This is a genomic window from Psychrobacter immobilis, assembly GCF_904846185.1.
Taxonomy (GTDB): Bacteria; Pseudomonadota; Gammaproteobacteria; order Pseudomonadales; family Moraxellaceae; genus Psychrobacter; species Psychrobacter immobilis_B.
Map to the genome: position 1 here is coordinate 41939 of NZ_CAJGZQ010000018.1, position 26417 is coordinate 68355.

Genomic DNA, 26417 nt, shown 5'->3' on the forward strand with positions numbered 1-26417 from the left:
AGGCAGGCTCCTGTTTAATAGATGGCTTGGGGCGTGATGACTCTTTTATAAAATATAAAGCGGATGATAAGGTGGCATTGGTGGGTTATTGGCTTATAATTGCGTGGTCTGCCTCGTTATTTTACCACCACTTATCTGCAAGGAACCTTATTATTATGTCAACTTCTATGGCCACAGGCTACCAGCCAGCAACTGAATTTTATCCTATGAGCATTGGCTCGTTTAAAGCTTATGATATTCGCGGCGAGCTTGGGGTGACCCTAGATGATGCCATCGCTTATCGTATCGGTCGCGCCTTTGCTCAGATTTTGTCTCAGCGTTATCACGCCGCCGTGACGGACGATCAACAGAGTGAGCTTGCCGTACTAAGACCTGCCATCGTCATCGGTAGCGATATCCGTCATTCAAGCGAGCCGCTAAAACAGGCCGCTATCTGCGGTATGATAGATGCCGGTGTCGATGTGATTGATTTGGGCATGAGCGGCACTGAAGAGGTCTATTTTGCCACCAGTCATTATCAGACGTTGGGTGGCATCGAAGTCACTGCCAGTCATAATCCTATCAATTATAATGGCTTAAAACTGGTCAAAGAACATTCAAAACCCATTAGCGCCGATGATGGTTTAGCAGAGATTCAAGCATTGGCAGAATCTGGGCAATTTACCACTGAAAACCAATCAGGAACGTTGCAATTATTGACTGATAAAAGTGCTTATGTTAATCACGTCATCAGCTTTATAGATACCGATAAATTAAAACCGCTGAAACTGGTTATTAACTCAGGCAATGGTAGTGCAGGCCCCGTGGTTGATTTATTAATTGACAAGCTTGCACAAGCTGGTGCGCCAATTGAAGTGATTACACTGCATCATGCCCCTGATGGCAGCTTCCCAAATGGCATCCCCAATCCTATGATTGATGCCAATAGAGTGGCCACTCAGCAAGCGGTTTTAGAACATAATGCCGATCTTGGCATTGCCTTTGATGGCGACTTTGACCGCTGCTTTTTATTCGATGAACATGGTGAATTTATTGATGGTAGTTACATCGTCGGCATGCTCGCTCAAGCATTTTTGAATAAGTACCCAAATGAGTCAATCGTCTACGATCCACGTGTCATTTACAATACTGAAGCAGTGATTAAGGAACATAACGGTAAGGCTGTCATCAGTAAATCTGGACATTCATTTATTAAGCAAGTCATGCGTGACTCTGGCGCTGTTTATGGCGGCGAGATGTCTGCACATCACTATTTCCGTGACTTTTTCTATTGCGATAGCGGCATGATCCCTTGGCTGCTCACCATCGAGCTGTTGTCTGTCACCGGTAAGACTTTATCAGAATTGGTTACTGGCTATATTCAAGCATATCCAAGTTCAGGCGAGCTTAATTTTCGTCTCACCACTCATGATGCGCCAACGATTATTAGCGCTATTGAGGAAAAATTTAGCAGCGAAAATCCGACCAAATCAACCCTTGATGGCTTAAGTCTTAACTTCGGCGAGTGGCGTTTTAACTTACGTGCCTCAAATACAGAACCACTGATCAGATTAAATATTGAAAGTCGTGGCGATAAAGAGTTATTAGCTATTAAAATTCGAGAGATTCAACAGTGGCTAGCGGCACAAGGTGCTGTACCAGCGTAAACGAATACGACTTAATATGGGTGATTTCGATTAAAAATCAAAAAAAGCTCGCTGATAATTATCAACGAGCTTTTTTAGCAACTGAAAAGCTTGAATAAAGCTATTTAGACCGACCAATGCCCATATAGTCACCTACCAGACTATCGATCTGCAATCGTGTCAGTGCATTTTGCGCATCAAATACTGGCATCGCGTGTTGATTAAGCTTGGTAATATCTAGTTGATCTTGTGGCGACCAACTAACGATAAAAATCGCCTGTGCGGCATTTAGCTGCTGATAAGGATTATTAATCAATTGCAGTAATGATTGCTGCTGATAAAGCATGGCAAGTTCATCTTGTGCTTTATCGCTATACACTAAAGTACGAATATTATAAGACCATAATAACGCTAGCAATGGATGTATGGCTGAGCCTGCGGTACGTCCTGAGCCTGATTTATAACTACCGCCCCAAATCATCACCGTTTTATTGTCAATAAACCCATCAAAATATTGCCAGAATTTGCGGAATATCAGCTCTTTTTGATCTTCGTTGATGTGCATGACTGACTGCAGCAGCGGCATATCTAAACTGTGCGTTTGGCTGGACTGCTGTAACTTAGCCAGTTCAGTGGGTAGTGTGTTACCACCAAAGCCCCAGCCTGCTTGCAGATAACTGCTGCCGACCCGCGCGTCTAGCCCCATGATACGACTGACTTGCTTGATATCTACCTGTTGACTGTCCGCCAAGCGTGACATCTCATTCATAAAACTCACTCGCGTCGCCAGCATCGCCATGATACTGCTACGGGCAAACTCTATCGTTGCGATATCAGCGTGATGAGCGGCACGCGCATGCTGCATTAACGGCGTCAATACTTCTAGATGCTGGCTACTGTTGGCTGTTTTTTCACCAAGCAACCACAGTGAGGGATTTAACATTGAGCTATAAGCATCACCATCTTGCAAGAATACAAACGGCACATAGTAGACCCACGCGCGCTGCAAACGCTGAGCCAGTGCTGAGACAACCCCTAGTTTCTCAATGCCACTTATAATCACGGGTAGCGATTGCTGATGGCTATGGTTGAATGCGGTAATCCAGCTGGCTTCTGCCCATACTGGCTTGATACTGTCTAAAAACAACCAATAAAGCGCAACGGTGCTTTGGTCGTCAATCTCATTGCTCTCATTGATGTGACGACTGTCACTAAAATTTGTCGTTTCATAATATTGTATTAACGTGTCAGCGCTAGCCGGTAATGCTGTACTAATTATAACCTGCTGCTGCTCATACATCTGCCACAGTGCTTGCAAATGATGCTCAAAGCCGTATTGCTGTATTTGCTGCGTCAATAGCTCAATATCTGCATAAAGATGCACGCGCTGACCGAGACTTGCCAGCACCACGGCGCTAGTAATGGCCTCAATGCTATGACCAATAAGCACACAAACTTGCTTGCTTGCAGTGCTTTGTGGTTTAGATTCATGCGTATATTTAGGTGTATTGTCATTTATAAAAACAGCGCTCATGCGTTCACCTTTAATGATTATCGACTTAGTAGCAAAACGATCAAGACAGCTGCTGAATGTGTTTTAACAGCTGGTTAGTGGAGCTGTCAAACTGACTCTCACCTGCTTGCTGCATGGCTTGATGTACAGACTCTGCCATTTGCTTGCCCATCTCGACGCCCCACTGATCAAATGGATTAATATCCCAAATGCTGGCCATGACATAGACCTTATGTTCATAAAGCGCAATCAGCGCTCCCAAACTATGCGGCGTCAGCTCATCGATCAGCAATGTCGTTGACGGCTGATTGCCACGGTAATATTTATACTTATCCGCAGCAGAAGCTACTTGAACCTCAGACTCTTGAAGCGCGGCATTACCAAAAGCCAGCACTCGGCTCTGTGCTAGACAATTGGCCAGAGACAGCTCATGCTGCTGCTGTAATGGCGCGTTTTGCGATTGACCACTATAACGGCGCACACAAGCAATAAAATCACAAGACACTTGCTGTGTACCTTGATGTAGCAACTGATAAAAGGCATGCTGCGCGTTAGAGCCTATCTCGCCCCACAGAATCGGACAGGTATCATAATCAATATGATCACCGTGTTGAGTGACCGATTTACCATTACTCTCCATCTCAAGCTGGGTTAAGTAGCTTGGTAAATAGCTAAGCCGACCATCATAGGGCAATACGGTATGAGCATTTACCTGTAAAAAGGTACCGTTCCAAACAGCAAGCAAACCCAACAATACTGGTAAGTTTTCTGCAAAATCTGCTTTGGCAAAATGCTCATCCATACTATGAGCCCCAGCCAATAACGCTTTAAACCCAGCCATCCCGATACGAATAGCAATAGCAAGACCAATCGCCGACCATAAAGAAAAACGCCCACCAACCCATTCCCAAAGCTGTAGCTGATGCTCAGGATGGATACCCCAAGCACTCATTTTTTCACTATTAGCGGAGATACCAATAAAGTGGCGGCGTAGCACACTATCTTCAGTACCTGCACGCAGCTTGGCAGTGGCAAGCAGCCATGACAATGCTGTCTTAGCATTAGATAACGTATCAACCGTGCCAAATGACTTGGACGAGATGATAAACAAGGTCGTTTCAGGATTGAGGTGCTTCAGCAAATTATCAAGCTGAGTACCGTCCATATTAGAGACGAAATGTACTTCAATGTCGGTATCTGCCCACTCATCTAGCGCGGTCGTCGCCATAAGCGGCCCAAGGTCAGAGCCACCAACGCCAATATTGACCACATCCGTGATGGCTTTACCAGAAAATCCGCGCCATGTACCACTACGGACACGTTCAGATAAACGTGCTACTTGCGACAGACTATCATGCACATCAGCGACGACATTTTGCCCATCAACGTCTAGTTTGGCAGACTCTGGCAATCGTAGTGCTGTATGCAAGGCAGCACGCTCCTCGCTGGTATTGACCATCGCACCTTGCAGAAGTGCATCAATCCTTGTGGACAATTCACAGCTTTCTGCTAGCTGCAACAGATTTACCAGCACCTGCTCATCGATACATTGCTTGCTATAGTCCATATATAGCGCGCCAGCTTGCATGCTAAAGCGCGTTGCACGACTGTCATCTTGCGCAAACAAGGCTGCCAATGACCATGGCTGCTTTGCTAGCGTTTGTAGCTGCTGCCAGTATGTAGAGTTACGAGCACTGTTATAAGCGCTATTGCCTTTTATCTCAGCCATCAGCTATTCATCTTCTGCTAATTGCTGCTCGGCAAAATAGATAAATGCTTGCATATATGAGCGCATATCGCCTGCATCATAGCTGTCGCCGCGCATGGTCGTGACATTCACACCGTATTCACTAATCAAGGCATCAATGGCATCGGTCAGCTGAATTTCACCACCGACCGAGGCTTTGGTATTGGCCAGATAGTCAAAAATGTGATTGCTAAAGACATAACGACCAACGACTGCTAACTTAGAAGGAGCATCGGCTAAGTTAGGCTTTTCTACAAATCCTGCCACTTTAAAGCTGGCATTTATATTTGCTTTATCATCTTCCCTATTCACTTCACTAAACGCTTCATTCAATTTGGCAATACCATATTTATGCACATCTTCATCAGCAACTTTATCGACCAATATCTGTGAATGGTTGTCTTCAGCAAAAGCATCAATCATAAAGGCTAAGTTATCAGCAGCCATATCGCCCGTAAAAGGATCAAGCACAACATCGGGCAATAATACGGCAAAATCATGCGCACCAATAATGGGGCGAGCCGCGAGTACGGCATGACCCAAACCTAAAGCTTTGCCCTGACGTATCATCGAAACTGTCACATCTTCTGGTAACCAGTTCAAGCTATCGGCTAGCTCATCTTTACCTTTATGACGCAGTTGATTGTCCAGCTCGGCATTGATATCAAAGTAATTCTCGATCGCGCTCTTTTGTGCATGACCAACCAAGACAATATGCTTAATACCAGCAGCAATCGCCTCTTCGACGACATAGTGAATAGCAGGACGATTACCAAGTGGCAATAGCTCTTTTGGCACAGATTTAGACAATGGCAACATACGGGTACCAAAGCCTGCAACGGGAATAACGGCGTGGGTGATTTTTTTCATAATTTCTAAACTGTATTAAAAGAGAATAAGATAAAGGTTGTATTTTATAAAGTCTAAGCTAGATTATAGCCATTCGGATTCATACTTTGCCAACGCCAGCTATCTTGGCACATCTCAGTAATTGATAATTTTGCTTGCCACTCTAACAGGTTTTTCGCTTTATCAGCACTGGCATAGCAACTAGCAATATCTCCAACTCGGCGATCTGTAAATTGATACGGAATTGGTTGTCCATAAACTTTAGAAAATGCTGTTACTAACTCTAATACAGAAGTGCCTTTACCTGTTCCTAAATTAATAGGTAAAAATCCTACTGAATCTCTTTTTCCTGTATTTATTTGACCTTCTAAATAATTCAGCGCAGCAACGTGACCTTGTGCCAGATCAGTGACATGGATAAAATCACGCACGCCAGTACCATCAGTAGTTGGATAGTCATTACCAAAAATATTAAGTTTGGCAAGCTTACCAACAGCGACTTGTGAGATATAAGGCATCAAATTATTTGGAATGTCGTTCGGATCTTCACCAATCTGCCCTGATGGATGCGCCCCTACTGGATTAAAGTATCTCAAAGGGATGAGATTCCAGCTTTCATCCGATACAGCAAGATCTTCTAATATGTGCTCAACTACCAGCTTGCTCTGACCATAGGGATTGGTACAAGAGCGCGGTGAATTCTCGTCAATAGGCAGCGATTCGGGATCACCATAAACCGTTGCTGATGATGAAAAAACGAGGTTTTTGACATCATACTCAGCCATCACTTCTAGCAAGGTAATGGTACCACTGACGTTGTTATTGTAGTACAGCAATGGCTTGGCAACAGATTCTCCAACCGCTTTAAGACCTGCAAAGTGAATCACGCCGAAGAAATGATGAGATAAAAATACTTGTCTAAGTGACTCAGCATCGCGAATATCGCCTTCGATAAACTCAATAGGCCGACCAATGAGAGCCGAGACACGATTGATAGCTTCACGACTACTATTAGATAAGTTGTCGTATACGACAATATCATAGCCTGCTTCATGCAAGGCGATACAGGTGTGTGTACCAATATAACCCGCACCACCCGTGACCAATATTTTATTTTTCATAATATCGACCCATTATTTTCCGAAGTTATTATTTTCCGAAGTAAGTATTCGTTTTTACTCGTAAATGCAACTATACTGGGAACGATAAAACATTGCCAACGTAAATGCCCCAATCATGCCTATCTGCTCTTCAACTATCAATCTAAGCCAACCATCATATTATGAAATTTAATGCTTACATCCGACCGCTATTATCAGGTTATTATAAACATAATCGTCAGCCAAAACAGCGTTTAGCGTTAGTCGTTGGTATGCTGCCATGGCAAGATTTGGTTGGTGATTGGGTATTGGAGTCGTCGTATATTCAAATACAACGGCATTTTGATAAGCGCTACTTCGCTATATGGTTAAAGCCATTTATCAAGCGTGTAAACCCTGTTATCTATATTTGGGGTTATAAAGCGCCTGATTATTTTATTGACTATATACGTGAGCAAGAGTTAGATATCTTCTTCTTAGAAGATGGTTTTATTCGTTCTGGCCCTGATGATGAAAGTGGTGCGCCGCCATTATCTGTCGTGATGGACAGTCAAGCACCCTACTTCGATACCACTCGCCCAAACGATTTGACCGATTTAATTGCCAACTTTGACTTTGAACAGGATGGTTATGATGCGGCACTAGCGCAAGAAATGCTGGACTATTACGTTTCTCATCGCGTCAGTAAATATAATCATCAGCCTTATGTCGATATTGCACCAATATATGGCGTTAAAGATAAAAAACGTATTTTGGTTTTAGGCCAAGTGCCACATGATGACTCACTAAAATACGGTGGCGGTATTGGCATTACGCTACTCGACGTGGTTAATCGAGCTATTGCAGAAAACCCTGATGCACAAATTATTGTCAAACCACATCCAATGACATTAGATGACCGCTCTATTGTCAGTGCCCTCACTGAGCTAGATTGCCTCATACTGACTCAATCTATTCACCTAGTTGATGCGTTAGAGACAGTCGATCATGTATATACGATTACGTCATTGGGTGGATTTGAGGCACTGCTAAGAGAAAAAAAGGTCACCGTATTAGGTCAACCTTTTTATAACGACTTATGCACTGATCATATAAAATCAAACACACCATTACTTTCTCAGCTATTTTATATCTGCTATTATGCCTATATTCTTAATTACCACTAAAATAGCCAAACTCTCTTATCTAATTAATTCATACCAAAAGGTCAGTCAATGAATTCTAAAAAAATCGCCATCATAGGCTTAGGTTACGTAGGTCTACCACTAGCTTGTGCGTTTGCAAAACAATATGATGTTATAGGCTTTGATATAAATAAAACACGTATTAATGAATTATCTAATAATATTGATAAAACTAGAGAAGTGACTAGCGAATACCTCCAAAATACTTCTCGCCTTACTTTTACTTCTGACACTAATGACCTAACCGCAGCGAACGTATTTATTATTACTGTACCAACACCAATTGATGATAATAACTTACCAGATTTGTCCCCATTGGTTAAAGCTTCGCAGATGCTAAGTAAAGTTATTAAGCTAGATGATATTGTTATATATGAGTCGACAGTATATCCAGGTGCTACAGAAGAGGTATGCATTCCTGAATTAGAGAAATCTGGTTTAATGTTGAATGACGACTTCGGCGTAGGATATTCTCCAGAGCGTATCAATCCAGGCGACAAACTGCGCACAGTAGAGAATATATTGAAGGTCACTTCAGGTTCAAACTCTTACTATACAGATATAGTAGATGAATTATATAGTTCGGTAATTACCGCTGGCACATTTAAAGCTTCTTCTATCAAGGTAGCTGAAGCATCTAAAGTTATCGAGAATACCCAACGTGACGTCAATATTGCTTTGATAAATGAGTTGGCTCTTATCTTCAACGAGGTTGGCATTGATACTCATGAAGTCATAGAGGCAGCTGCAACTAAATGGAACTTCATTAAGCTTATGCCTGGCTTAGTAGGTGGGCATTGTATTGGCGTAGATCCTTACTATTTGGCGCACAAAGCATCATCTTTAGGATTAAATCCCAACTTGATTTTAACTTCTCGTGCAATAAATAACTCTATGAGTAAGTTTGTTGCTGAACAAACCATCAAAAAGCTTATCTCGTATGGGAAAAATATTAAAGATGCCCGTATTTTACTGTTAGGAGTTACCTTTAAAGAAAACTGTCCTGATGTGAGAAATACAAAGGTAACAGATATTGGTATTGAGCTTGAGAAATATGGTGTAAGAATGACTTATTCCGATCCTTGGGTTGCTGAAGAAGATTGGGATCATTTAAATGTTGATCATGTAGATTATAAAGATATTAAGGAAAATAGCTTCGATGCCGTTATCGTAGCAGTTAACCACTCAGAATTTGTTGGTGAAGACGACAAAATCGATAGCTTCTGTACTCAGCCTAAAGTAGTCATCGACGTCAAAGGCGCATTAGTGAACCCAGACTGGCGTTTATAATACATGACTGAAATTTTGAAAGAGTTTGAACACTATATTCAAACTCAGCAATATGATAACGCAGACTCTTTAATTGAGAGTCTGCTACAGAATAGTGTTATTGCTAATTTGGAAAGAAGAGAGGCACTTACGTTTTTATATAGAATAGGCTATGTCTATCCTGAAACAACTTTAAAACTATGCGACCAAAGAAATGATATTCCCAGACCATTCAAAGATACTTTAAGAATGGCTTTAGGCGATACTCCTTCCCTACGTCTTTATAGCCACGCAGATACTCTTGTCTCCATAAAAACTGCTTTAATGAGGCATAAGCCATGGCTGGCAAAAATATTTGTTTATAGATTTTATCGTCAATACGGGCTACAGCCTATCAATTTAGTTAAAGACAATAAACTTACTATCGGTAATAATCATAAAAAACTAAAAAAAATTAAAAATACTCAGACAGTTAGTATTATCGTTACTACTTACAACTCTGCAAAATTTGTAGAAAACTGTATAGACTCTCTACTAAATCAGACGGTTAATAATATTGAAATTATCGTTGTAGATGATGCTAGCACTGATAATACTGTAGAAATACTTAAAAAGCATTCATCTATAAAAGTCATTGAATTGAATGAAAATCGTGGTACATATTATGCTAGAAATATCGGTATACAATACTCATCTGGCGAGTTTATAACGTTTCAAGATTCAGATGATTGGTCACATCCAGAACGCATAGCCCGGCAACTATTACAACTAAATAATAATCCTAATACTGTAGCTAACTTTTCTAACTTTTTTAGAGTAGATGAAAAAACAGGTCTACCGAGCTGTCGACAAAACTATCCACTTTTGAGGCTTAATATCTCTTCAATGATGATTCGTAAAGAAATACTAGAAGGTGTTGGTGGGTTTGATGACAAGCATAGAGTAGAGTCGGATAAGAGATTGCTCAATAAGATTCTCTCAAATTATGGAGAAAATGCTGTTAGCTATATTAAACTTCCTTTGGCAATTGGTTTATTACGAAAAAACTCCTTAACAACTTCTAAAGATTCAGGGTTCGATAAGTATGGTAACTCCTCTATCAGAAAATTATTATGATTATGACCATAAACGATGAGGAATATAAAGAACTCAATAATCAATTACTACAATTAGAAAAGAGTAAGATATGTTTTAAATAGAAAACTATATAGTTTACATTCATTAATATTTATAATCTAGAGTATGTATATGAAAAGACAGATTAGACTAAGAGAGTTCGAGGCAAGTCAAACTATTTATAGGAGTCCTTCATTAAGATATGCTAGTAATGCACGAGGGCTAACTAATGATATATCATATACAGCTAAAACTGACGAAAATGGTTATATAGTATCAGGAAGATATTTCGATTGTTCAAAGAAAATTTGCGTTATCGGAGCGTCATTGATCGAAAATATATTTGTTAAGGAAAGCGTAAGATGGAATACTTTGGTAGAAAAGCTATTCTTAGAAAATGGCGATGCATATAAGTTTTACAATGCTGGTTACTCAGGATCAACTTCGTTAAATATATTAAACACCTTATTAAACAAAGTTTATAACGATAATTTTGACTTAATAATATATTTCATCTCATCTAATGATTGGTCAGCAACTTCATATGATAGTAGTTATTGGAATTTGACGAAAAATCATTCAAACCTATTTCTCTCTGAATACATAGAAGAAGATAGAAACTACAAAAATATATCAGAGAGTCATTTTGATTCATTGATTAAATCAATATATTGTACTGCTTCATGTTTTAATCAAAATTTCTGGTTAGCAACTTACCCAAACCTATGCGACAATAGAGCACTCGTTTTCCTGAATAACAAGTTGCGTAAAATCTGTAAAGAAAATAATTTTAAGCTACTAGATATAGATTACATAATGCAAAGTAATGAACTTAGCTTCGATGAAAATTTTTACGACAGACTGCATTTTAATGAAAAAGGTTCAGCTGCCTTTTCCAAGTCACTCTATAACTTTGTTAAATTCAATTGTTTAACAAAAGAAAACACATCAATATTAACGACAAAAAAAATATTAAGTAAACAAATTAAAGCTATCAAAAATAATAAATTAAGTTTTAATGATGCCTTTTATACCAATAAAACATTTCAAGAAATTTCTTTCAATTTGATTATTAATATTGAGGATAAAATATCTAAATCAGAAAATGATCTTATAGTAAGAATAATATTTGAGGAAAATCCAGATAATAAATTCCTAGCTTGTAGGGGTTTAAAGCATACAGATAAACTTGGATGGCATTTTTATTTAGATGTGCCAAACAACAAGAAGACTGAAACTAGTTATGCTTTCATGTCTAATTTTTCAGGAACTGTCTTCTTAGAGATTGAATGTTTAAATGAAGACTCTCAATTAACTATTAATTCAATTGAAATTGAAATTCTAAAGAATTAATAGTTAAACATAAGATAGTAATTATGATATATATATCCTTGTTAGTAGCATAAATTACAAATCAATTATTAAAAAGCTTCGGGAGGTAGTCTCTTATTACTTCTTTAGATAAAGAAACAGGTTCAGGTCCATGACCTTTATCATGACTATATAATATGCTATGTAAGTTTTTATTTGATCCACCTTCAATTGGTAAATTGAAGTGATTACAGAACGGAATATAATGTTTTTCATAATGCATTTTATCAATTATATTTTGAATAACTACTCCATTAGTTACTTTACCTTTTTCATAAGAATTTTCTAGAGCTTGAATAGCTGACCATTGTTCAGGAAAAGATAATGATAGTGTATCTGCTTCAGAAGTCGAATCGAAAACTTTTCTAAAGGCTTCTATATGACCTGAATAGTACTTAATTATCTCCGTTTGTCCATTAATACAAACAAAATTTGCACCATCAATCTTTGAAGCCAATAATATGCTAGCATAGCCCCCCGCCGAACTATTCCAAAAAACAATCCTGTTAGATGGGATTTTTAGTAGTAGAGCTACCTTAACTACTACATTAGCTACAAAAGAAGTTATATCCAAATCTTTCGTACCTGCAAACCAACCTATTGGTAAATTTTCGTCTAAATATAAAGCGGGATCAGATATAGACAAAACGTTGCTGTTAAAAACAGTATGCCAGTTCCAACGCGCGAAAGCAGGTATCTGATTTTTTTTCCTATCAACTGCACCATTAGGCATAACAATTAGATAATTATTTTTCATAGTTATGTTGAGACGACACTCTAATCGTAGACGGCCTTCAAGTACACAAAAATCAGATACTAACTCTTCACTTAAAGTTATATCTTCAATGTTTCTAAATTCTGAATGAGGAAACTGGGTCATTGTATTAACTTATTAATTTATGAATGTTATGTATATATGCATAACTTTATATAAACTGTAAACTATCAATTTAACTGTTTATAAATAAACTCTACTAGTTCTGCTACATTTTCAAATTCCACATCCTCAAGATCTAGCTCTGCATTAAGAGAGTCTTCAATATTAGAGAGTAAAATAATATGTGATAACGAATCCCAACCAGGAATATCTATTGCTACTGTATCACCTGATATTTCATTCGACTTTGTCATAAAAGTATCTTCAATAGCTGTACTGACTATCTGCATTATTTGTTCTTTGTCCATTACTTACACCTTATTTAAAAATTTTAATAGTTTACTCTTATTAAGCTCACGACTTATCTTTCCACTACTACTCTTATGCAACCATAAATGTTCAACCAAAATAACATCGCGTAATAAGAGACCTATATTATCTTGAACTGTCTGACGAATCGTCTTAATTAACTGCCTTTCCCAATCTTCGCAAGTTGACTGACCTTGTGCTCTCTCTTGAATAAGATAAATTTCATTACTACCTATCTGTTCATTATATATACCTATCGCTACATTGCGCCCTGGTTTGATATCAGGTAATGAATTTACATGTAACTCTATTTCATGTGCGAAATAATTTCTACCATTACTAATAATTAAATCATCTTTTCGCCCTAGTACATATAGCTCATCATTATATATAAACCCTAAATCACGAGTACGGTATAGCATTCCATCAAATACTTCTCGAGTCTTTTCAGGTCGATGGTAATAACCATCAAATAAGAAATTCCCCGCAATCACTATTTCTCCAACTTGATTACCTTCTATAGGCTCACTTGAGTTTGGATTCAATATGGTAATTTGGCAGCCTTCAATAACTTTTCCACAGCTTAACAACTCTGATCCATCTCCTGTCGCTGTGGGCAATACTTGATTGGTGAGCAATGCCTTATCATCTACCCACAATCTACTAACTTCTTCCCCCAGTTTAGTCTGAGTAGCTGCATAAACAGTTTCAGCCATCGCATAGCATACTTGCATCTTCTCTTGCGTAACACCAATTGTATTAAAGTGATTAACGAAGTTATCAAAAGTTTCAGCTTTACACGGTTCAGAACAATTAATAAAAGCTCTGACAGTAGACAAATCTATTGAATCAAATTTCTTTGGTTTAACCGTTCGTCGAAGATGCTCAAAACTAAAATTAGGGAGCCAAACTAGACTTCCTTTATATTCAGTAATAGCATGTAACAGACTTATAGGTTTACTAACCCATTCAAAAGGATCTAACAACACGATAGTCTGACCAAGTGCTATAGGCATTATAGTACAAGCAATTAAGCCCATATCATGATACATAGGTAACCAAGTGACTACAACATCCTCATTTGTGGCAGATAATACTCTAGCATAAGATTCGATTTGATCAATAACTGCTGTATGAGATAAAGCAACACCTTTTTTTAATCCCGTTGTACCTGAGCTATGCTGTAAAAATGCAATGTCATAAATCATCTCACTAATATCTTCCAAATCCTGATGAGATGAAAGAGACTTATCCTCATAAACTTTACATTCAATATTCTCAGTAATAATTCCAAAAGATGTTAACCATTCATCTGTAGTTACAATTATTGATGGATTAGTCAATTCGATCAACTGTTGATGACTCTCCCAGTACTTCTTTTCATCCTGCTTATGACTTGGTAAAGGCATAAGTGAGGGAATAACGCCAGCTGACATTAAGCCAAAAAACCATTTAATGGTCTGAGGAGTTTGAGGTAAAAATATTAGACCAATTCTCCCTTTTTCAATACCTTTATCTTTTACCCATGATCTTACTCTTTTTGTAAATTCATAAAGTTCAATATAGCTCGTAGCTACGCCTTTGAAGACAATGGCTGCCTTATCTGGATAGCAATGAGCATTATGTTCTAGCCTTGAAATTAAACTATCCATATATAACACCTAGTTTTATATTAATTGAACGAGTATTTTTGTAATTGCGAAATTATTTAGCATATCAAATACTATAAAACACCTTATTACCAAATAGAATCTTAGGAGTAGATTATTAAAATATTTACAGTGTTTGAAGTAGATATAGGAAATTACGACTTATACCCTATTATGAATTATAAATATACCACCATATCTTTATGAGCATCGAAAGGCCTGATTTTTAAAGGGAAAACCATTCTTGGAATATCCTTACCTATGGTCTGATGGTATTTAGTGAATGAAGCAGCATAGTTCATTCGTAAACTATTACCCAGTGCAGACTCCGGACGCTTAGTTAAACTATCGTCTCTATCTAACGCTAGCATAAGCGGCACAACTTCTTCTTGTATACATGCTTCATCGATAACTTTAATTCTGCTATACATCTCCGAATCTGCACCAAATCTCACACTATCCCAGTACCCTAATTTTTCTGTAAGAAATTTACGTTCAATCATAATAGAAGCCAGACATTTATGGAGTATACCGTCGTAGGAAAATTTCCCCTTAATTCTAAATCCGGTAAAAAAACCTTTATCAGTCATTCTCAAATAATAACCTAAATGAACCTTACATCCTTTCACATTATTAATACTTCTCAGTTGATGAGCAATACGGTAAGGAAAAGACCAATCATCTGCGTCTAGAATAGTAATATAATCACCTGATGCAACTTGTATGCCTCTATTTCTTGACACGTAGGCACCACTATTTTTAGTGTTTCTTAATACTTTAACTCTACTATCTTTTGAAGCAATATCCTGACAGATCTTATAAGTCCTATCGGTACTTTTATCATCAACGATAATGAGTTCAATGTTTTTATGAGATTGCATTAAGATAGATTTTGCAGCGTATTCTACAGTATCAGCATTATTGAAAGCTGGCATGATAACTGAAACCAACTCCGTAAACTCTGATTGTTGAAATGAATTCTGCCAAGAAAATCTATTAAAAATATTTTTATTATGGAACTCGTTGAGAGTTAATCCTTGATAATTAAAATTAGCAAGATATCTATTAGTAAAATACAGATATAACTCTTGATCAGCGAAAATGTTTTTCAGATAGTTTGCAATCAAGACATTACTAACATTAAGCTCAACCCCAGAAGAATTATTAAAAAACTGTATCATTCTTTTTTTATGACTTACAATTGACTCAATCTCTTTTAAAACATGTCTTTTAGTATACTTTAAACCACTATTATCCGTGGTAAAACTTTCGATATCAAAGTTTTTTTGTTTAGCTGAAAAGTTAATATCTTTTCTATCCAGATATCTATCAATATTTAGTAATTCCGAAGGAAGAAGAGCTGGGAATTTCAAAGCTCTCTCATAACAACTTATTAAATATTTCGAATTAATCATAAGTTAGTCCAATATTTCTTTTAACTGATTTTTTATTTTAATAAGATTTCTCTCATCAGGGTTAGCAATCCTTTTATGGATATCCTTTGCATGATTGTGAATTAGATTATCCTGTGTGATTTTATCTAGATGACTAATATCTTCTTTAAAATCAGATATAAACTTTCTTTTTAGCGAGAATATATTATCGTAATTAGCAGTAAAAGTCGGCTGTTGTTTTTCAGGTCTGATTTTTACATCATAACTTTTTATAGCTACAGTATTATATAGCTTGAAAAAACGAGAATTTAGCTCAATGTCTTGATGCCTTCGATAGGTTTCATTAAATCCACCTAACTTTATAATGGCACTTCTTTTATAAGTTTTGGTATCAGTATTTATATAATGTTTTAGATAATCAATTGAAATAATATCATTAAAAAGGTTACCACTTTTGAATCTTTCGGAATCATGCTTATCATGCCCACCACCAGAAAATCCACAGTAGACCGAACCTATAGTTTCCTTAGTATCCTTTAAAATATTTACTGATTTTTCCACTCGTTCTTTTAAATAAATATCATCGTCATCAAGAAAGCAAACAAACTCACCATTTGATAGCCAAAGACCTGTATTACGAGCAGCTGAAGCGCCACGGTTACGTTTGTGAGAGTACACTACTATATTTTTTCTAATATTTTTATTTTGCAGCTTTACTGATAAGTCATTTTCAAAGTTCATATTTTCAGGGTTATCATTGATAATCAAAACTTCTACATTACCATGCACCTGTAGTGCTGACTCTATTGAAGGCCAGCATTTTTCAAATTTTCTGTAGCATGGAATAATTATTGAGGTCAACGTATTTTGCAAAACCTTACCAGAGTTTAGAATAACCTTATAATTACTATTCAGAGTTTTTCTATTGCTTCGAAAAACATCTTGGATCAAAAATTTTAAAGATTTTGTCGTTAGTTCATAACTATTATCGAGAATAAACAAAAAATCTGAATAGGGAATATTCTCAACATACTTCTGGGTTTTTTCTTGTGAATAGTTAGATATATCAATTAAATCATTTTTTAGAAAACCTTCATCTAAAACATCTCTACCTAATATTAAGCTCCTCAACCCGTCTTTTGATATATAAAAAAGATTTAATGAAGTATAATTTAATAGTGAAGTATTTAATTTCTTCACCATCTGTATCTGTTCTATGCTATTGAGTATAAAAGAGTATTTAACATCCCTTTTATACTCTTTAAAATTTGATATGTCCCAGTTCATCTTTTCAGAATGAGCTTGCTGCTCTCTGTTATCTTTTCTGATGTCACTTTCTTCTACACAAGGTATGCAAATATTGGGATTAATAACATAACAGTCTTCATTGTATTTATTAAATAGATGGCCTAAAACAACATTGTCAAATGTACCAAGATTTGAGTCAATAGCTTTTATAACCTCTTCGAAAATGGAAGAATCATAGATAGCGCCGAAGCTACCTAAGGTTCTACCTGGAATAGGATTATATAAGATCTGCTCTTGTACACTTTTTCCGAATTCTTTGTTTTCATCTAAATGATAATCAGAAGCTCCCAACATAATAATTTTATAATTTCCATTAAGTTTTTCGAGTACAAACTTTAAATCTGGCTCAAAATTCTCAGTGAAGAAAATATCATCATCAAACACACAAACCTTGTTATAACCTTTTTTGATAGCATCTTTAAATATTTTCTTTTGAGTCATTAAATACCCAAAAGCTCCTCTATGAATATTTTTCTTTATACGTCGTAACTTTTCCTCTTTTATGTGAGATGTATATTCACCAACATGTGATTTAGCCTCCATAAAATTACGAAATCTTTTATCAACATCTTTATCAATTTCTGCATCTACAGCTTTAATGATTGTTGGATCTATACCTATTTTACTAAACTCTCGGAGAACCTTTATTCTTCTATCTAAACGTTGCTCAAGATTTAGAACATACACACACTCGATTCCATTAGATTTTAGAATATAATCTAAACAAGATTCATCTAATATTGGTAAGTGCTTTTTAGCTAATAAAATATTAGCTTCAAAGGCCTTGCTTTTGTGGAATATTTGAAGATACTTATATTTAAAGTACGACTCTAAATAATTTTTGTTTATATACTTATTGAAAGCATTGTCTACCGTTTCCACATTCACCTCTAATAAAGTCTATGATTGGATTAAAACCAACTTAAATAACATTATTCTCTCTATCAAAATCTTGAATAAAAAGCTTCTAAACACAAAATTTTATTTATTCTTTTTAATAAACTGAGCCTTTTTGAAAAACAATATTCGGTTTCCTATTTTGATAGGTGCAGTTATAATTTTTTTAGGCTCTTTTATGCTTTCTGCTACTATTTCTCCGATCTGATAAGAAAGGTGCTGCTTAATTTCTTCAGCTTTGGCGAAGTCCCCATACTCCTCAAGAGAAGGTAAACTATTTATCATAGTAATATTTTTATTATAATCAATATATTCCATAGCTATAGCTTTAGGAATGGTTAGAAGACCTCTTCTAGACTTAGAATTTTTGATTATAGAAGCTCCAATTCTATAAGGAAGCTCCATTTTAACTCTTTTTTCTACACCAAATGGTATTGCTTTTGGTACCTCACGTGTAATAGCATCTTCAGATTTTTCAAGATTTTGCAAATCATGTACTGCCTGAGAATCATTATCCTTGATAACCTTTGCATCATTTTTAAGATTTTTGATAATTTGAGTATCCTGAGTATCTTTAGTTACTTTCAAATTAAAATAGTACTCTAATTCCTTTTGGACTAAATAAAGTTGATTTAAGATGATTTTATTTTCTTTTTGTAAATCACGTACCTTATATTTATCATCATCTATAGGCGCAGCAACGGTATTTTTCTGATCTAACTCATTAAAACTATTTTTAACTCTTGTTTCCAATACTTTTATTAAGTCAGCTTGTTCTTTATTAATACTTTCACTAGAATTTAGTAATTTCTTTAACTCTACTATCTTACTTTCTTTTTTACTTAGCTCTGTTTCCAAGCTATCTATAATATCACTATCGTTGTTCATAACACCTATTTCTTTTATAATAGAATAAATATCTTCTTGCCTTGAGAGCCCTTTACCTATCGAATCCTTATCCAACTTAATACTGGATTCTGTTACTAACTTTTCAAATATATCAATTAATTCTGGATACTCATTCAATAATTCATATGATAACTTATCAATTAATACTTCTTGTAGATTAGAACTCTCGATATTACTCATAAGTTCTTTTTCTCTTATAGTTTCTCTATTGAGCACCGTCTTTCGATGATTAAAAATTATTTCGGGAGCAATACTTTTTATACATTTTTCTGTAGCTTTAATGTTTCTTAAGGCTGCACTGCCTTCCAGTAATACGCATTTATCTTTGTTATCAGAAAAAAATCTTAATAATTCTTTTTGAAAAACCATCCATTCCTTTATCATATTATTTAATGAATCTTGTGAAAGGTCATTTTTCACTGCATACCTAAATATTTCACTAGGATGATCAAAAACTAGTACAAACTTGCAATTAGGTTCTAACCATTCCCAAAAATATAAGGCTGACAAATTTTTACTACTATTCCATCCCCAGCTTTCTATTTCTAAATTAGTTAATAAAAAATCAATTGCAACTGATTCAGCAAGCTTATTATCTATCAACTTCGAAGTCTTTTTATATATTTTATCTAATGCTATTGCTACATCTGTAGAAGACAGATCTGTTCTAGATGACTTAAGTGGCTCACTTAATCCTTTTTCATTTAATTTACCTATTAATTCTTCAGAAAGTGTTAACTCGTGACCACATTGCACAATAATACTCATTTGATAAATATCCTTTTGACTGTATTTAATTGTTTGTAATTATATAGTATCCATTCGGATTCATACTTTGCCAACGCCACGTATCTTGGCACATTTCAGTAATTGATAATTTTGCTTGCCACTCTAACAGGTTTTTCGCTTTATCAGCACTCGCGTAGCAGCTGGCTATGTCACCTGCGCGGCGTTCTGCAAATTTATAAGGAATTGGTTGTCCAGATACTTTAGAAAATGCCGTTACTAACTCTAATACAGAAGTGCCTTTGCCAGTGCCTAAATTAATCGGTAAAAATCCTACTGAATCTCTTTTTCCTGTATTTATTTGACCTTCTAAATAATTCAGCGCAGCAACGTGACCTTGTGCCAGATCAGTGACATGGATAAAGTCACGGACACCTGTCCCATCTATTGTAGGATAGTCATGCCCAAAGATACTGAGTTTTTCAAGTTTGCCTACAGCCACTTGAGAGATATAAGGCATCAAATTATTCGGAATGTCATTCGGGTCTTCGCCAATTTTCCCTGATGGATGTGCGCCTACTGGATTAAAGTATCTAAGAGGAATCAGGTTCCAACTGTCATCGGATACAGCAAGGTCTTCTAATATGTGCTCGACGGCAAGTTTGCTTTGTCCATAAGGGTTGGTGCAAGAACGTGTTGAATTCTCATCGATAGGTAGGATTTCAGGGTCGCCATAAACAGTGGCAGATGACGAAAAAACGAGGTTTTTGACATCATACTCTGCCATAACTTCTAGTAAGGTAATGGTACCACTGACGTTGTTATTGTAGTATAGCAGTGGCTTGGCGACAGATTCACCAACGGCCTTTAATCCTGCAAAATGAATGACACCGAAGAACTGATGAGATAAAAACACTTGTCTAAGTGACTCAGCATCGCGAATATCGCCTTCGATAAATTCAATAGGCTGACCAATGAGAGCCGAGACACGATTGATTGCTTCACGACTACTATTAGATAAGTTGTCGTATACGACCATCTCATAGCCAGCTTCATGCAGTGCGATACAGGTGTGTGTGCCAATATAGCCAGCACCACCTGTGACTAGTATCTTGTTTTTCATAAATTTATTTTCGGGACAAAAAAAGACACCCCATTGTAGGGGTGTCTTTGTTTCTTTGCAATGCAGTTTTGGTAGTTAAACTGTAGACTTATGCCTATCTTACCAACCGGTAACTTCTTTTAGCTTCTCGCCAAGCTTAGATGGGTCACGCGTATACGCGATGCCAGCATCTTCGAAGGCTTTGAATTTCTCTTCAGCAGTACCTTGACCACCAGAGATGATTGCACCAGCATGACCCATACGCTTGCCTTCTGGAGCGGTAACACCAGCGATATAACCAACAACTGGCTTAGTCACATGGTCTTTGATATAAGCAGCGGCTTCTTCTTCAGCAGTACCACCGATCTCACCGATTAGGATGATCGCTTCAGTTTGCGGATCTTCTTGGAACAGTTTCAACGCATCAATCTGGTTCATACCAGGGATAGGATCGCCACCGATACCGATACAAGTTGATTGACCAAAACCAAGCTTAGTGGTCTGAGCAACGGCTTCATAAGTCAATGTGCCAGAGCGTGAGATGATACCCACTTTACCTGGCAAATGGATATGACCTGGCATGATACCAATTTTGCACTGACCTGGCGTGATAACACCTGGGCAGTTAGGACCAACCATGCGTACACCTTCAGCTTCTTCGATATAACGTTTTGCTTTTAGCATGTCTAAAGTAGGCACGCCTTCAGTAATAACGATAATCAATTTAACACCAGCATCTACCGCTTCAACGATAGAATCTAGTACAAATGGTGCTGGTACATAGATAACAGAAGCGTCAGCTTGGGTGGCTTCCATAGCTTCTGCCATCGTGTTAAATACTGGTAGGCCTAAATGCGTTTGACCGCCTTTACCTGGCGTTACGCCGCCGACGACTTTAGTACCGTACTCAATCGCTTGTTCAGAGTGAAACGTACCATTTTTACCAGTGAAACCTTGTACCAATACTTTGGTATCTTTATCGATTAATACACTCATTATTTATTCCTTGTATTCGGTTGTCTTGCAATAGCCACTTGATGATGTGTTATCCATTAAATGTTAATGATAAATTCATATCAACAAGCTGCTATTACGCGTTGACTACTATGCTTAAGCACGTATATTTAGAGGACTATGCCTCAGATATATTAAGCTTTAACAGCATCGACAATTTTTTGAGCCGCATCTGATAGGCCTTGGGCAGAAATCAATTTCAGACCAGACTCTTCTAGGATTTGCGCGCCTTTTTCAGCGTTGTTACCCTCTAGACGGACAACAACAGGTACTTTTACGTCAACTTCTTTGATAGCAGCGATAATCGCTTCTGCAATCATGTCACAACGTACGATACCACCGAAGATGTTGATTAAAACACCTTCAACGCTGCTGTCTTCAAGAATGATCTTGAATGCTTCGACAACGCGATCTTTAGTTGCGCCGCCGCCAACGTCCAAGAAGTTAGCAGGCTTGCCGCCGTACAATTTGATGATATCCATGGTCGCCATAGCAAGACCAGCACCGTTAACCATACAACCGATATTGCCTTCTAGCGCAACATAGTTTAGGTCAAACTCAGCCGCTTTAAGCTCACGCTCATTTTCTTGTGACTTGTCTTGTAGTGCTGCGATTTTAGGCAGACGATACAGTGCGTTTGAATCGATACCAATTTTGCCATCAACACAAACGATTTCGCCATTTTCACGAACGGCTAATGGGTTGATTTCTAACAAGGCAAAATCGTTATCGATAAATGCTTGATACGCGCCTGTCATCAATTTAACGAATTGATTGATTTGCTTGCCTTCTAAACCTAGTTTGAATGCCACATCACGTGCTTGGAAAGGCATCAAACCAACTAAAGGATCAACGTTTACTTTAAAGATTTTCTCTGGTGTGTTGTGTGCGACTTCTTCGATATCAACGCCGCCTTCGGTTGATGCCATGAACGTTACGCGACGCGTAGAACGATCAACGACTGCACCAAGATATAGCTCAGTTTGTACTGGATACATATCTTCTGCAACCAATACGAAGTTAACTGGTTGACCATCAGCGTCAGTTTGGAAAGTAACCAAATTGGTACCGATTAGCTCTTCAGCAACTTGCTTGGCTTCTTCACGAGTTTTAACCAGCTTTACGCCACCCGCTTTACCGCGACCACCAGCATGTACTTGCGCTTTAATAACCGCAATGTCTGTTGGCGTTTTATCAAAAGCAGCAGCAGCTTCGTCGCCGTTATAGGCAATAATGCCTTCTTGAATCGGCAAACCGTAGCTTTTTAATAGCTCTTTTGCTTGATACTCATGTAAATTCATTGATTGTATCCTTTATTTTTTACAATTAATAAAAAGTGAAAACAAGTGCGCGTATATACATATTAGACAAGCATATGGCGCACTCATGACCGTGGTGGAAGCCATAACAACCCCACCGCGATCAGGTTATAAGTTGGTACTGATCAAAATAACGACTTATTTCTTACGCTTTTTACGCTGAATGGCGTGAATAGCACGGCCATCAGCAGACAGAGCAGCTTCATGCACGGCTTCTGAAATGGTTGGATGAGCAAAAGTCATCAACTGCAGATCTTCGATACTAGAGACAAATTCCATCGCGATCATACCTTGATGGACGATATCACCAGCACCAGCAGAGATAGCATGCATACCTAATAGACGATCTGTTTTAGCATCAGCCACGACTTTGATAGAGCCTTCTGCTTCGCTTTGAGCCAATGCACGGCCGTTCGCTGCTAGGTTGAATGAACCTGTTTTGACCTCAAAACCAGCGGCTTCAGCTTCTTGCTCAGTCAAACCAACCCATGCGATTTCTGGATGGGTATAGATGACGTTAATGATCGTGTCATAATTAACTTGGGCTTTTTCACCATGAATGCGCTCAACGGCCATCATGCCTTCTTCCATCGCTTTATGCGCAAGCATTGGACCACGAACCAAATCACCGATGGCATAAACACCATCAAGATTGGTTTTACATTGATCATTCACGTCAATCAGGCCACGTTCAGTTAGCTTAATACCACTGTCATCACCAAGCAGTTTCTCAGAGTATGCACGGCGACCAACACAAACGATCAGTTTGTCGAAGCTTTCTTCAGATGACTCGCCTTTGCTTTCGCTAGTAACGACAACTTGATCACCTTGTACTTCAGCATTGGTAACTTTGGTATCAACACGGATATCAAGACCTTGCTTCTTCAGTATTTTGCCCGCTTCTTTAGCGATGTCTTTATCAGCGGCAGCTAAGAAACTTGGCAATGCTTCATAAACAACTACTTCACTACCTAGACGACGCCATACTGAACCAAGCTCAAGACCGATAACACCAGCACCAATAACGCCCAAGCGTTTAGGTACAGCAGTGAAATCAAGGGCGCCAGTAGAGTCAACGATACGATCGCCATCAGTTTTAGCAACGGGGATATCGATCGGCACAGAACCTGCCGCAAGAATCACGTTTTTAGCAGTGATGGTCGTTTCTACTTCATCTGCAAGCGCGGTAAACTTAACTTTTTTATCAGCGCCTTTGCCGTCAACCAACGTACCCCAGCCTTGTAGCCAGTCAACGCCATTGCCTTTTAATAGTGCAGCAACGCCACCCGTCAATTGCTTAACGATGCCTTCTTTACGCGCAATCATTTGCTCGACATCGATAGCAACATCACCGGTGCTGATACCATGTTCAGCAAGGTCATGCTTAGTCGCTTCATAACGATGTGAGCTATCAAGTAACGCTTTTGATGGGATGCAACCTACGTTCAAGCAAGTGCCGCCAAGTGCTGGCTCGCCTTTATAAACACGTTTTTCGATACAAGCAACGCTCATACCTAACTGACCTGCACGGATAGCGGCTTCATAACCACCAGGACCGCCGCCGATGACGACTAAATCATAATTGTCTTTCATAGTACGTTCCTATTTCTAATTATCGTTCTAATTGTAAGTATCATTCAAACTGAGGATTATCTCATTAATATATAAGCATATTTTTGACTCAACATGATTCTACTTTATGGTAAATACACCACATCAGCGAAGCATTCTTATATATTAATAAACAACGAGCACCACTATTTAGACTAAAGTTAAAAAGCTTGTATCAGCGGTTGCCAATACAAGCTTAAAAGCTTACAGGTCTAATAGCAACATGGCTGGATCTTCAACCAATTCTTTAATGGTAACTAAGAACTGTACCGCTTCTTTACCATCAATCATACGATGGTCATAAGAGAGGGCAAGATACATCATTGGCAAGATTTCAACTTTACCATCAACTGCCATTGGGCGGTCGTTGATAGCGTGCATGCCTAGGATAGCCGTTTGTGGTGGGTTCAAAATAGGCGTTGACATCAATGAACCAAATACGCCACCATTTGAAATCGTGAAAGTACCGCCAGTCATGTCGTCTAGGCCAAGTTTACCTTTTTGAGCCAAACCACCAAGCTCACGAATACGGCTTTCAACATCCGCCATGCTCATGCGATCGGTATCACGCAATACTGGAACAACCAGACCACGATCAGATGATACAGCAACGCCGATATCGTAGAAACCATGATAAACAATGTCATCACCGTCTAGTGACGCGTTTACGGCTGGGAAGCGTTTAAGTGCTTCGGTTGCCGCTTTCACGAACAATGACATGAAGCCTAAACGTACGCCATGACGTTTTTCGAACTGGTCTTTATATTTAGCGCGCATGTCCATTAATGGCTTCATGTTCACTTCGTTAAACGTCGTTAGCATCGCCGTTTCTTGTGAAGCTGCTAGCAGACGATTGGCGACTGTCTTACGTAGACGCGTCATTGGCACACGTTTTTCAGTACGCTCACCCATTGATTCAGCCACTGGACGGCCGCTATCAGATTTGATGCTGCTGTCTGCTTTCAATGTTGGGTTAGCCATATCCGTTTTGGTCACACGACCGCCGCGACCACTACCTTCCACTTCTTTAGGATCAACGCCAGACTCTTTCGCTGCTTTGCGAACTGCTGGGCTTTGATCTTTATGATCCGCTTCGTCTTTCTTATCTGTTGCTTGGACAGGCTCGCCACCATCTGCTGCTTGCTTGGCTTGTACTGGCGCTGCTGGTTGATCTGGATCTACCGCAGGAGCATTATCTGCACTGGCGCTTGCACCAGCTTCGAATTGACCAATGATCTCGTCAGACAACACGGTATCATCAACCTGCTTAACGATTTTGGTCACAACGCCGTTATCAGGCGCTACAACTTCTAATACGACTTTATCAGTTTCGATTTCAGCCAATAGGTCATCACGATTGACTTGCTGACCTTCAGTGACATGCCACTCAACGATAGTACCGTCGGCAACTGATTCTGGAAAAACGGGGGCTTTGATATCAGCCATCGATATACTCCTTAGATTGGGATATTCATATTTGTTATTAAGTCGTGATAGGCAGTCAGTGCCATCTTGCATAGCGATCTTA

General features: G+C 38.2%; 20 protein-coding genes. 5 read left to right on the forward strand and 15 right to left on the reverse strand.

Going from position 1 to position 26417, the window contains the following annotated elements; translation table 11 throughout:
- Positions 1-155: 155 nt before the first annotated feature.
- Positions 156-1646 carry a phosphomannomutase CpsG gene (locus JMW94_RS10565; RefSeq protein WP_320157994.1) on the forward strand — a complete coding sequence of 497 codons (1491 nt, stop codon included), beginning with the start codon at positions 156-158 and terminating at the stop codon, positions 1644-1646.
- Between the two features lie 100 nt (positions 1647-1746).
- Here the strand turns inward: JMW94_RS10565 and JMW94_RS10570 are convergent, their stop codons facing one another.
- The 4 genes from JMW94_RS10570 to galE (JMW94_RS10585) are packed head-to-tail and all read right to left on the reverse strand — an operon-like array spanning position 1747 to position 6855.
- Positions 1747-3159 (reverse strand): UDP-glucose/GDP-mannose dehydrogenase family protein, encoded by a 1413-nt coding sequence (locus JMW94_RS10570; protein WP_201604366.1) that lies wholly within the window; start codon positions 3157-3159, stop codon positions 1747-1749.
- 40 nt (positions 3160-3199) lie between these two features.
- Positions 3200-4867: a glucose-6-phosphate isomerase gene (pgi, locus tag JMW94_RS10575; RefSeq protein WP_201604367.1), complete on the reverse strand. Its 1668-nt coding sequence runs from the start codon at positions 4865-4867 to the stop codon at positions 3200-3202.
- Between the two features lie 3 nt (positions 4868-4870).
- A complete protein-coding gene (locus tag JMW94_RS10580) occupies positions 4871-5755 on the reverse strand; it encodes a UTP--glucose-1-phosphate uridylyltransferase (protein ID WP_201604368.1) in 885 nt (294 codons plus the stop codon).
- A 53-nt stretch (positions 5756-5808) separates the two neighbouring features.
- A complete protein-coding gene (gene galE, locus JMW94_RS10585) occupies positions 5809-6855 on the reverse strand; it encodes a UDP-glucose 4-epimerase GalE (RefSeq protein ID WP_201604369.1) in 1047 nt (348 codons plus the stop codon).
- 161 nt (positions 6856-7016) lie between these two features.
- Here galE (JMW94_RS10585) and JMW94_RS10590 point away from each other — a divergent pair, with 161 nt between their 5' ends.
- From JMW94_RS10590 to JMW94_RS10605, 4 genes are all read left to right on the forward strand, one after another.
- Positions 7017-8000 (forward strand): hypothetical protein, encoded by a 984-nt coding sequence (locus JMW94_RS10590; protein WP_201604370.1) that lies wholly within the window; start codon positions 7017-7019, stop codon positions 7998-8000.
- Between the two features lie 48 nt (positions 8001-8048).
- Positions 8049-9308 carry a nucleotide sugar dehydrogenase gene (locus tag JMW94_RS10595; RefSeq protein WP_201604371.1) on the forward strand — a complete coding sequence of 420 codons (1260 nt, stop codon included), beginning with the start codon at positions 8049-8051 and terminating at the stop codon, positions 9306-9308.
- Positions 9309-9311: 3 nt separating this feature from the next.
- The gene (locus JMW94_RS10600; protein ID WP_201604372.1) at positions 9312-10403 is read left to right on the forward strand and encodes a glycosyltransferase family 2 protein; all 1092 of its coding nucleotides are present in this window, start codon (positions 9312-9314) and stop codon (positions 10401-10403) included.
- A gap of 132 nt (positions 10404-10535) precedes the next feature.
- On the forward strand, positions 10536-11756 hold the full coding sequence (locus JMW94_RS10605; RefSeq protein WP_201604373.1) for an SGNH/GDSL hydrolase family protein: 1221 nt from the start codon (positions 10536-10538) through the stop codon (positions 11754-11756).
- Between the two features lie 61 nt (positions 11757-11817).
- Here JMW94_RS10605 and JMW94_RS10610 read toward each other — a convergent pair whose 3' ends face one another.
- The 11 genes from JMW94_RS10610 to odhB all read right to left on the reverse strand — a co-directional run bounded on the left by JMW94_RS10610 (position 11818) and on the right by odhB (position 26335).
- Positions 11818-12654: a hypothetical protein gene (locus JMW94_RS10610; protein WP_201604374.1), complete on the reverse strand. Its 837-nt coding sequence runs from the start codon at positions 12652-12654 to the stop codon at positions 11818-11820.
- A 65-nt stretch (positions 12655-12719) separates the two neighbouring features.
- Positions 12720-12959 (reverse strand): acyl carrier protein, encoded by a 240-nt coding sequence (locus tag JMW94_RS10615; protein WP_201604375.1) that lies wholly within the window; start codon positions 12957-12959, stop codon positions 12720-12722.
- A 3-nt stretch (positions 12960-12962) separates the two neighbouring features.
- Entirely contained in the window at positions 12963-14612 is a 1650-nt protein-coding gene (locus JMW94_RS10620; RefSeq protein WP_201604376.1) for an AMP-binding protein, read from the reverse strand.
- A gap of 176 nt (positions 14613-14788) precedes the next feature.
- A complete protein-coding gene (locus JMW94_RS10625) occupies positions 14789-16024 on the reverse strand; it encodes a glycosyltransferase family 2 protein (protein ID WP_201604377.1) in 1236 nt (411 codons plus the stop codon).
- 3 nt (positions 16025-16027) lie between these two features.
- Complete coding sequence (locus tag JMW94_RS10630; RefSeq protein WP_201604378.1) at positions 16028-18193, reverse strand: glycosyltransferase; 2166 nt, start codon at positions 18191-18193, stop codon at positions 16028-16030.
- 99 nt (positions 18194-18292) lie between these two features.
- Entirely contained in the window at positions 18293-19885 is a 1593-nt protein-coding gene (locus JMW94_RS10635) for a hypothetical protein (RefSeq protein ID WP_201604379.1), read from the reverse strand.
- Between the two features lie 25 nt (positions 19886-19910).
- The gene (galE, locus tag JMW94_RS10640) at positions 19911-20966 is read right to left on the reverse strand and encodes a UDP-glucose 4-epimerase GalE (RefSeq protein WP_201604380.1); all 1056 of its coding nucleotides are present in this window, start codon (positions 20964-20966) and stop codon (positions 19911-19913) included.
- A 99-nt stretch (positions 20967-21065) separates the two neighbouring features.
- A complete protein-coding gene (sucD, locus tag JMW94_RS10645) occupies positions 21066-21941 on the reverse strand; it encodes a succinate--CoA ligase subunit alpha (RefSeq protein ID WP_045455414.1) in 876 nt (291 codons plus the stop codon).
- Positions 21942-22093: 152 nt separating this feature from the next.
- Positions 22094-23260, reverse strand: a complete 1167-nt coding sequence (sucC, locus tag JMW94_RS10650; protein WP_201604381.1) for an ADP-forming succinate--CoA ligase subunit beta — start codon at positions 23258-23260, stop codon at positions 22094-22096.
- 156 nt (positions 23261-23416) lie between these two features.
- Positions 23417-24871, reverse strand: a complete 1455-nt coding sequence (gene lpdA, locus JMW94_RS10655; RefSeq protein WP_201604382.1) for a dihydrolipoyl dehydrogenase — start codon at positions 24869-24871, stop codon at positions 23417-23419.
- A 222-nt stretch (positions 24872-25093) separates the two neighbouring features.
- A complete protein-coding gene (odhB, locus tag JMW94_RS10660; RefSeq protein ID WP_045443097.1) occupies positions 25094-26335 on the reverse strand; it encodes a 2-oxoglutarate dehydrogenase complex dihydrolipoyllysine-residue succinyltransferase in 1242 nt (413 codons plus the stop codon).
- Positions 26336-26417 lie beyond the last annotated feature (82 nt).

What these genes read in the sequence shown, in the direction of transcription:
- JMW94_RS10565 (WP_320157994.1), top strand. Translation starts at nt 156, where the DNA reads ATGTCAACTTCTATGGCCACAGGCTACCAGCCAGCAACTGAATTTTAT.
- JMW94_RS10570 (WP_201604366.1), bottom strand. Translation starts at nt 3,159, where the DNA reads ATGAGCGCTGTTTTTATAAATGACAATACACCTAAATATACGCATGAA.
- pgi (WP_201604367.1), bottom strand. Translation starts at nt 4,867, where the DNA reads ATGGCTGAGATAAAAGGCAATAGCGCTTATAACAGTGCTCGTAACTCT.
- JMW94_RS10580 (WP_201604368.1), bottom strand. Translation starts at nt 5,755, where the DNA reads ATGAAAAAAATCACCCACGCCGTTATTCCCGTTGCAGGCTTTGGTACC.
- galE (WP_201604369.1), bottom strand. Translation starts at nt 6,855, where the DNA reads ATGAAAAATAAAATATTGGTCACGGGTGGTGCGGGTTATATTGGTACA.
- JMW94_RS10590 (WP_201604370.1), top strand. Translation starts at nt 7,017, where the DNA reads ATGAAATTTAATGCTTACATCCGACCGCTATTATCAGGTTATTATAAA.
- JMW94_RS10595 (WP_201604371.1), top strand. Translation starts at nt 8,049, where the DNA reads ATGAATTCTAAAAAAATCGCCATCATAGGCTTAGGTTACGTAGGTCTA.
- JMW94_RS10600 (WP_201604372.1), top strand. Translation starts at nt 9,312, where the DNA reads ATGACTGAAATTTTGAAAGAGTTTGAACACTATATTCAAACTCAGCAA.
- JMW94_RS10605 (WP_201604373.1), top strand. Translation starts at nt 10,536, where the DNA reads ATGAAAAGACAGATTAGACTAAGAGAGTTCGAGGCAAGTCAAACTATT.
- JMW94_RS10610 (WP_201604374.1), bottom strand. Translation starts at nt 12,654, where the DNA reads ATGACCCAGTTTCCTCATTCAGAATTTAGAAACATTGAAGATATAACT.
- JMW94_RS10615 (WP_201604375.1), bottom strand. Translation starts at nt 12,959, where the DNA reads ATGGACAAAGAACAAATAATGCAGATAGTCAGTACAGCTATTGAAGAT.
- JMW94_RS10620 (WP_201604376.1), bottom strand. Translation starts at nt 14,612, where the DNA reads ATGGATAGTTTAATTTCAAGGCTAGAACATAATGCTCATTGCTATCCA.
- JMW94_RS10625 (WP_201604377.1), bottom strand. Translation starts at nt 16,024, where the DNA reads ATGATTAATTCGAAATATTTAATAAGTTGTTATGAGAGAGCTTTGAAA.
- JMW94_RS10635 (WP_201604379.1), bottom strand. Translation starts at nt 19,885, where the DNA reads ATGAGTATTATTGTGCAATGTGGTCACGAGTTAACACTTTCTGAAGAA.
- galE (WP_201604380.1), bottom strand. Translation starts at nt 20,966, where the DNA reads ATGAAAAACAAGATACTAGTCACAGGTGGTGCTGGCTATATTGGCACA.
- sucD (WP_045455414.1), bottom strand. Translation starts at nt 21,941, where the DNA reads ATGAGTGTATTAATCGATAAAGATACCAAAGTATTGGTACAAGGTTTC.
- sucC (WP_201604381.1), bottom strand. Translation starts at nt 23,260, where the DNA reads ATGAATTTACATGAGTATCAAGCAAAAGAGCTATTAAAAAGCTACGGT.
- lpdA (WP_201604382.1), bottom strand. Translation starts at nt 24,871, where the DNA reads ATGAAAGACAATTATGATTTAGTCGTCATCGGCGGCGGTCCTGGTGGT.
- odhB (WP_045443097.1), bottom strand. Translation starts at nt 26,335, where the DNA reads ATGGCTGATATCAAAGCCCCCGTTTTTCCAGAATCAGTTGCCGACGGT.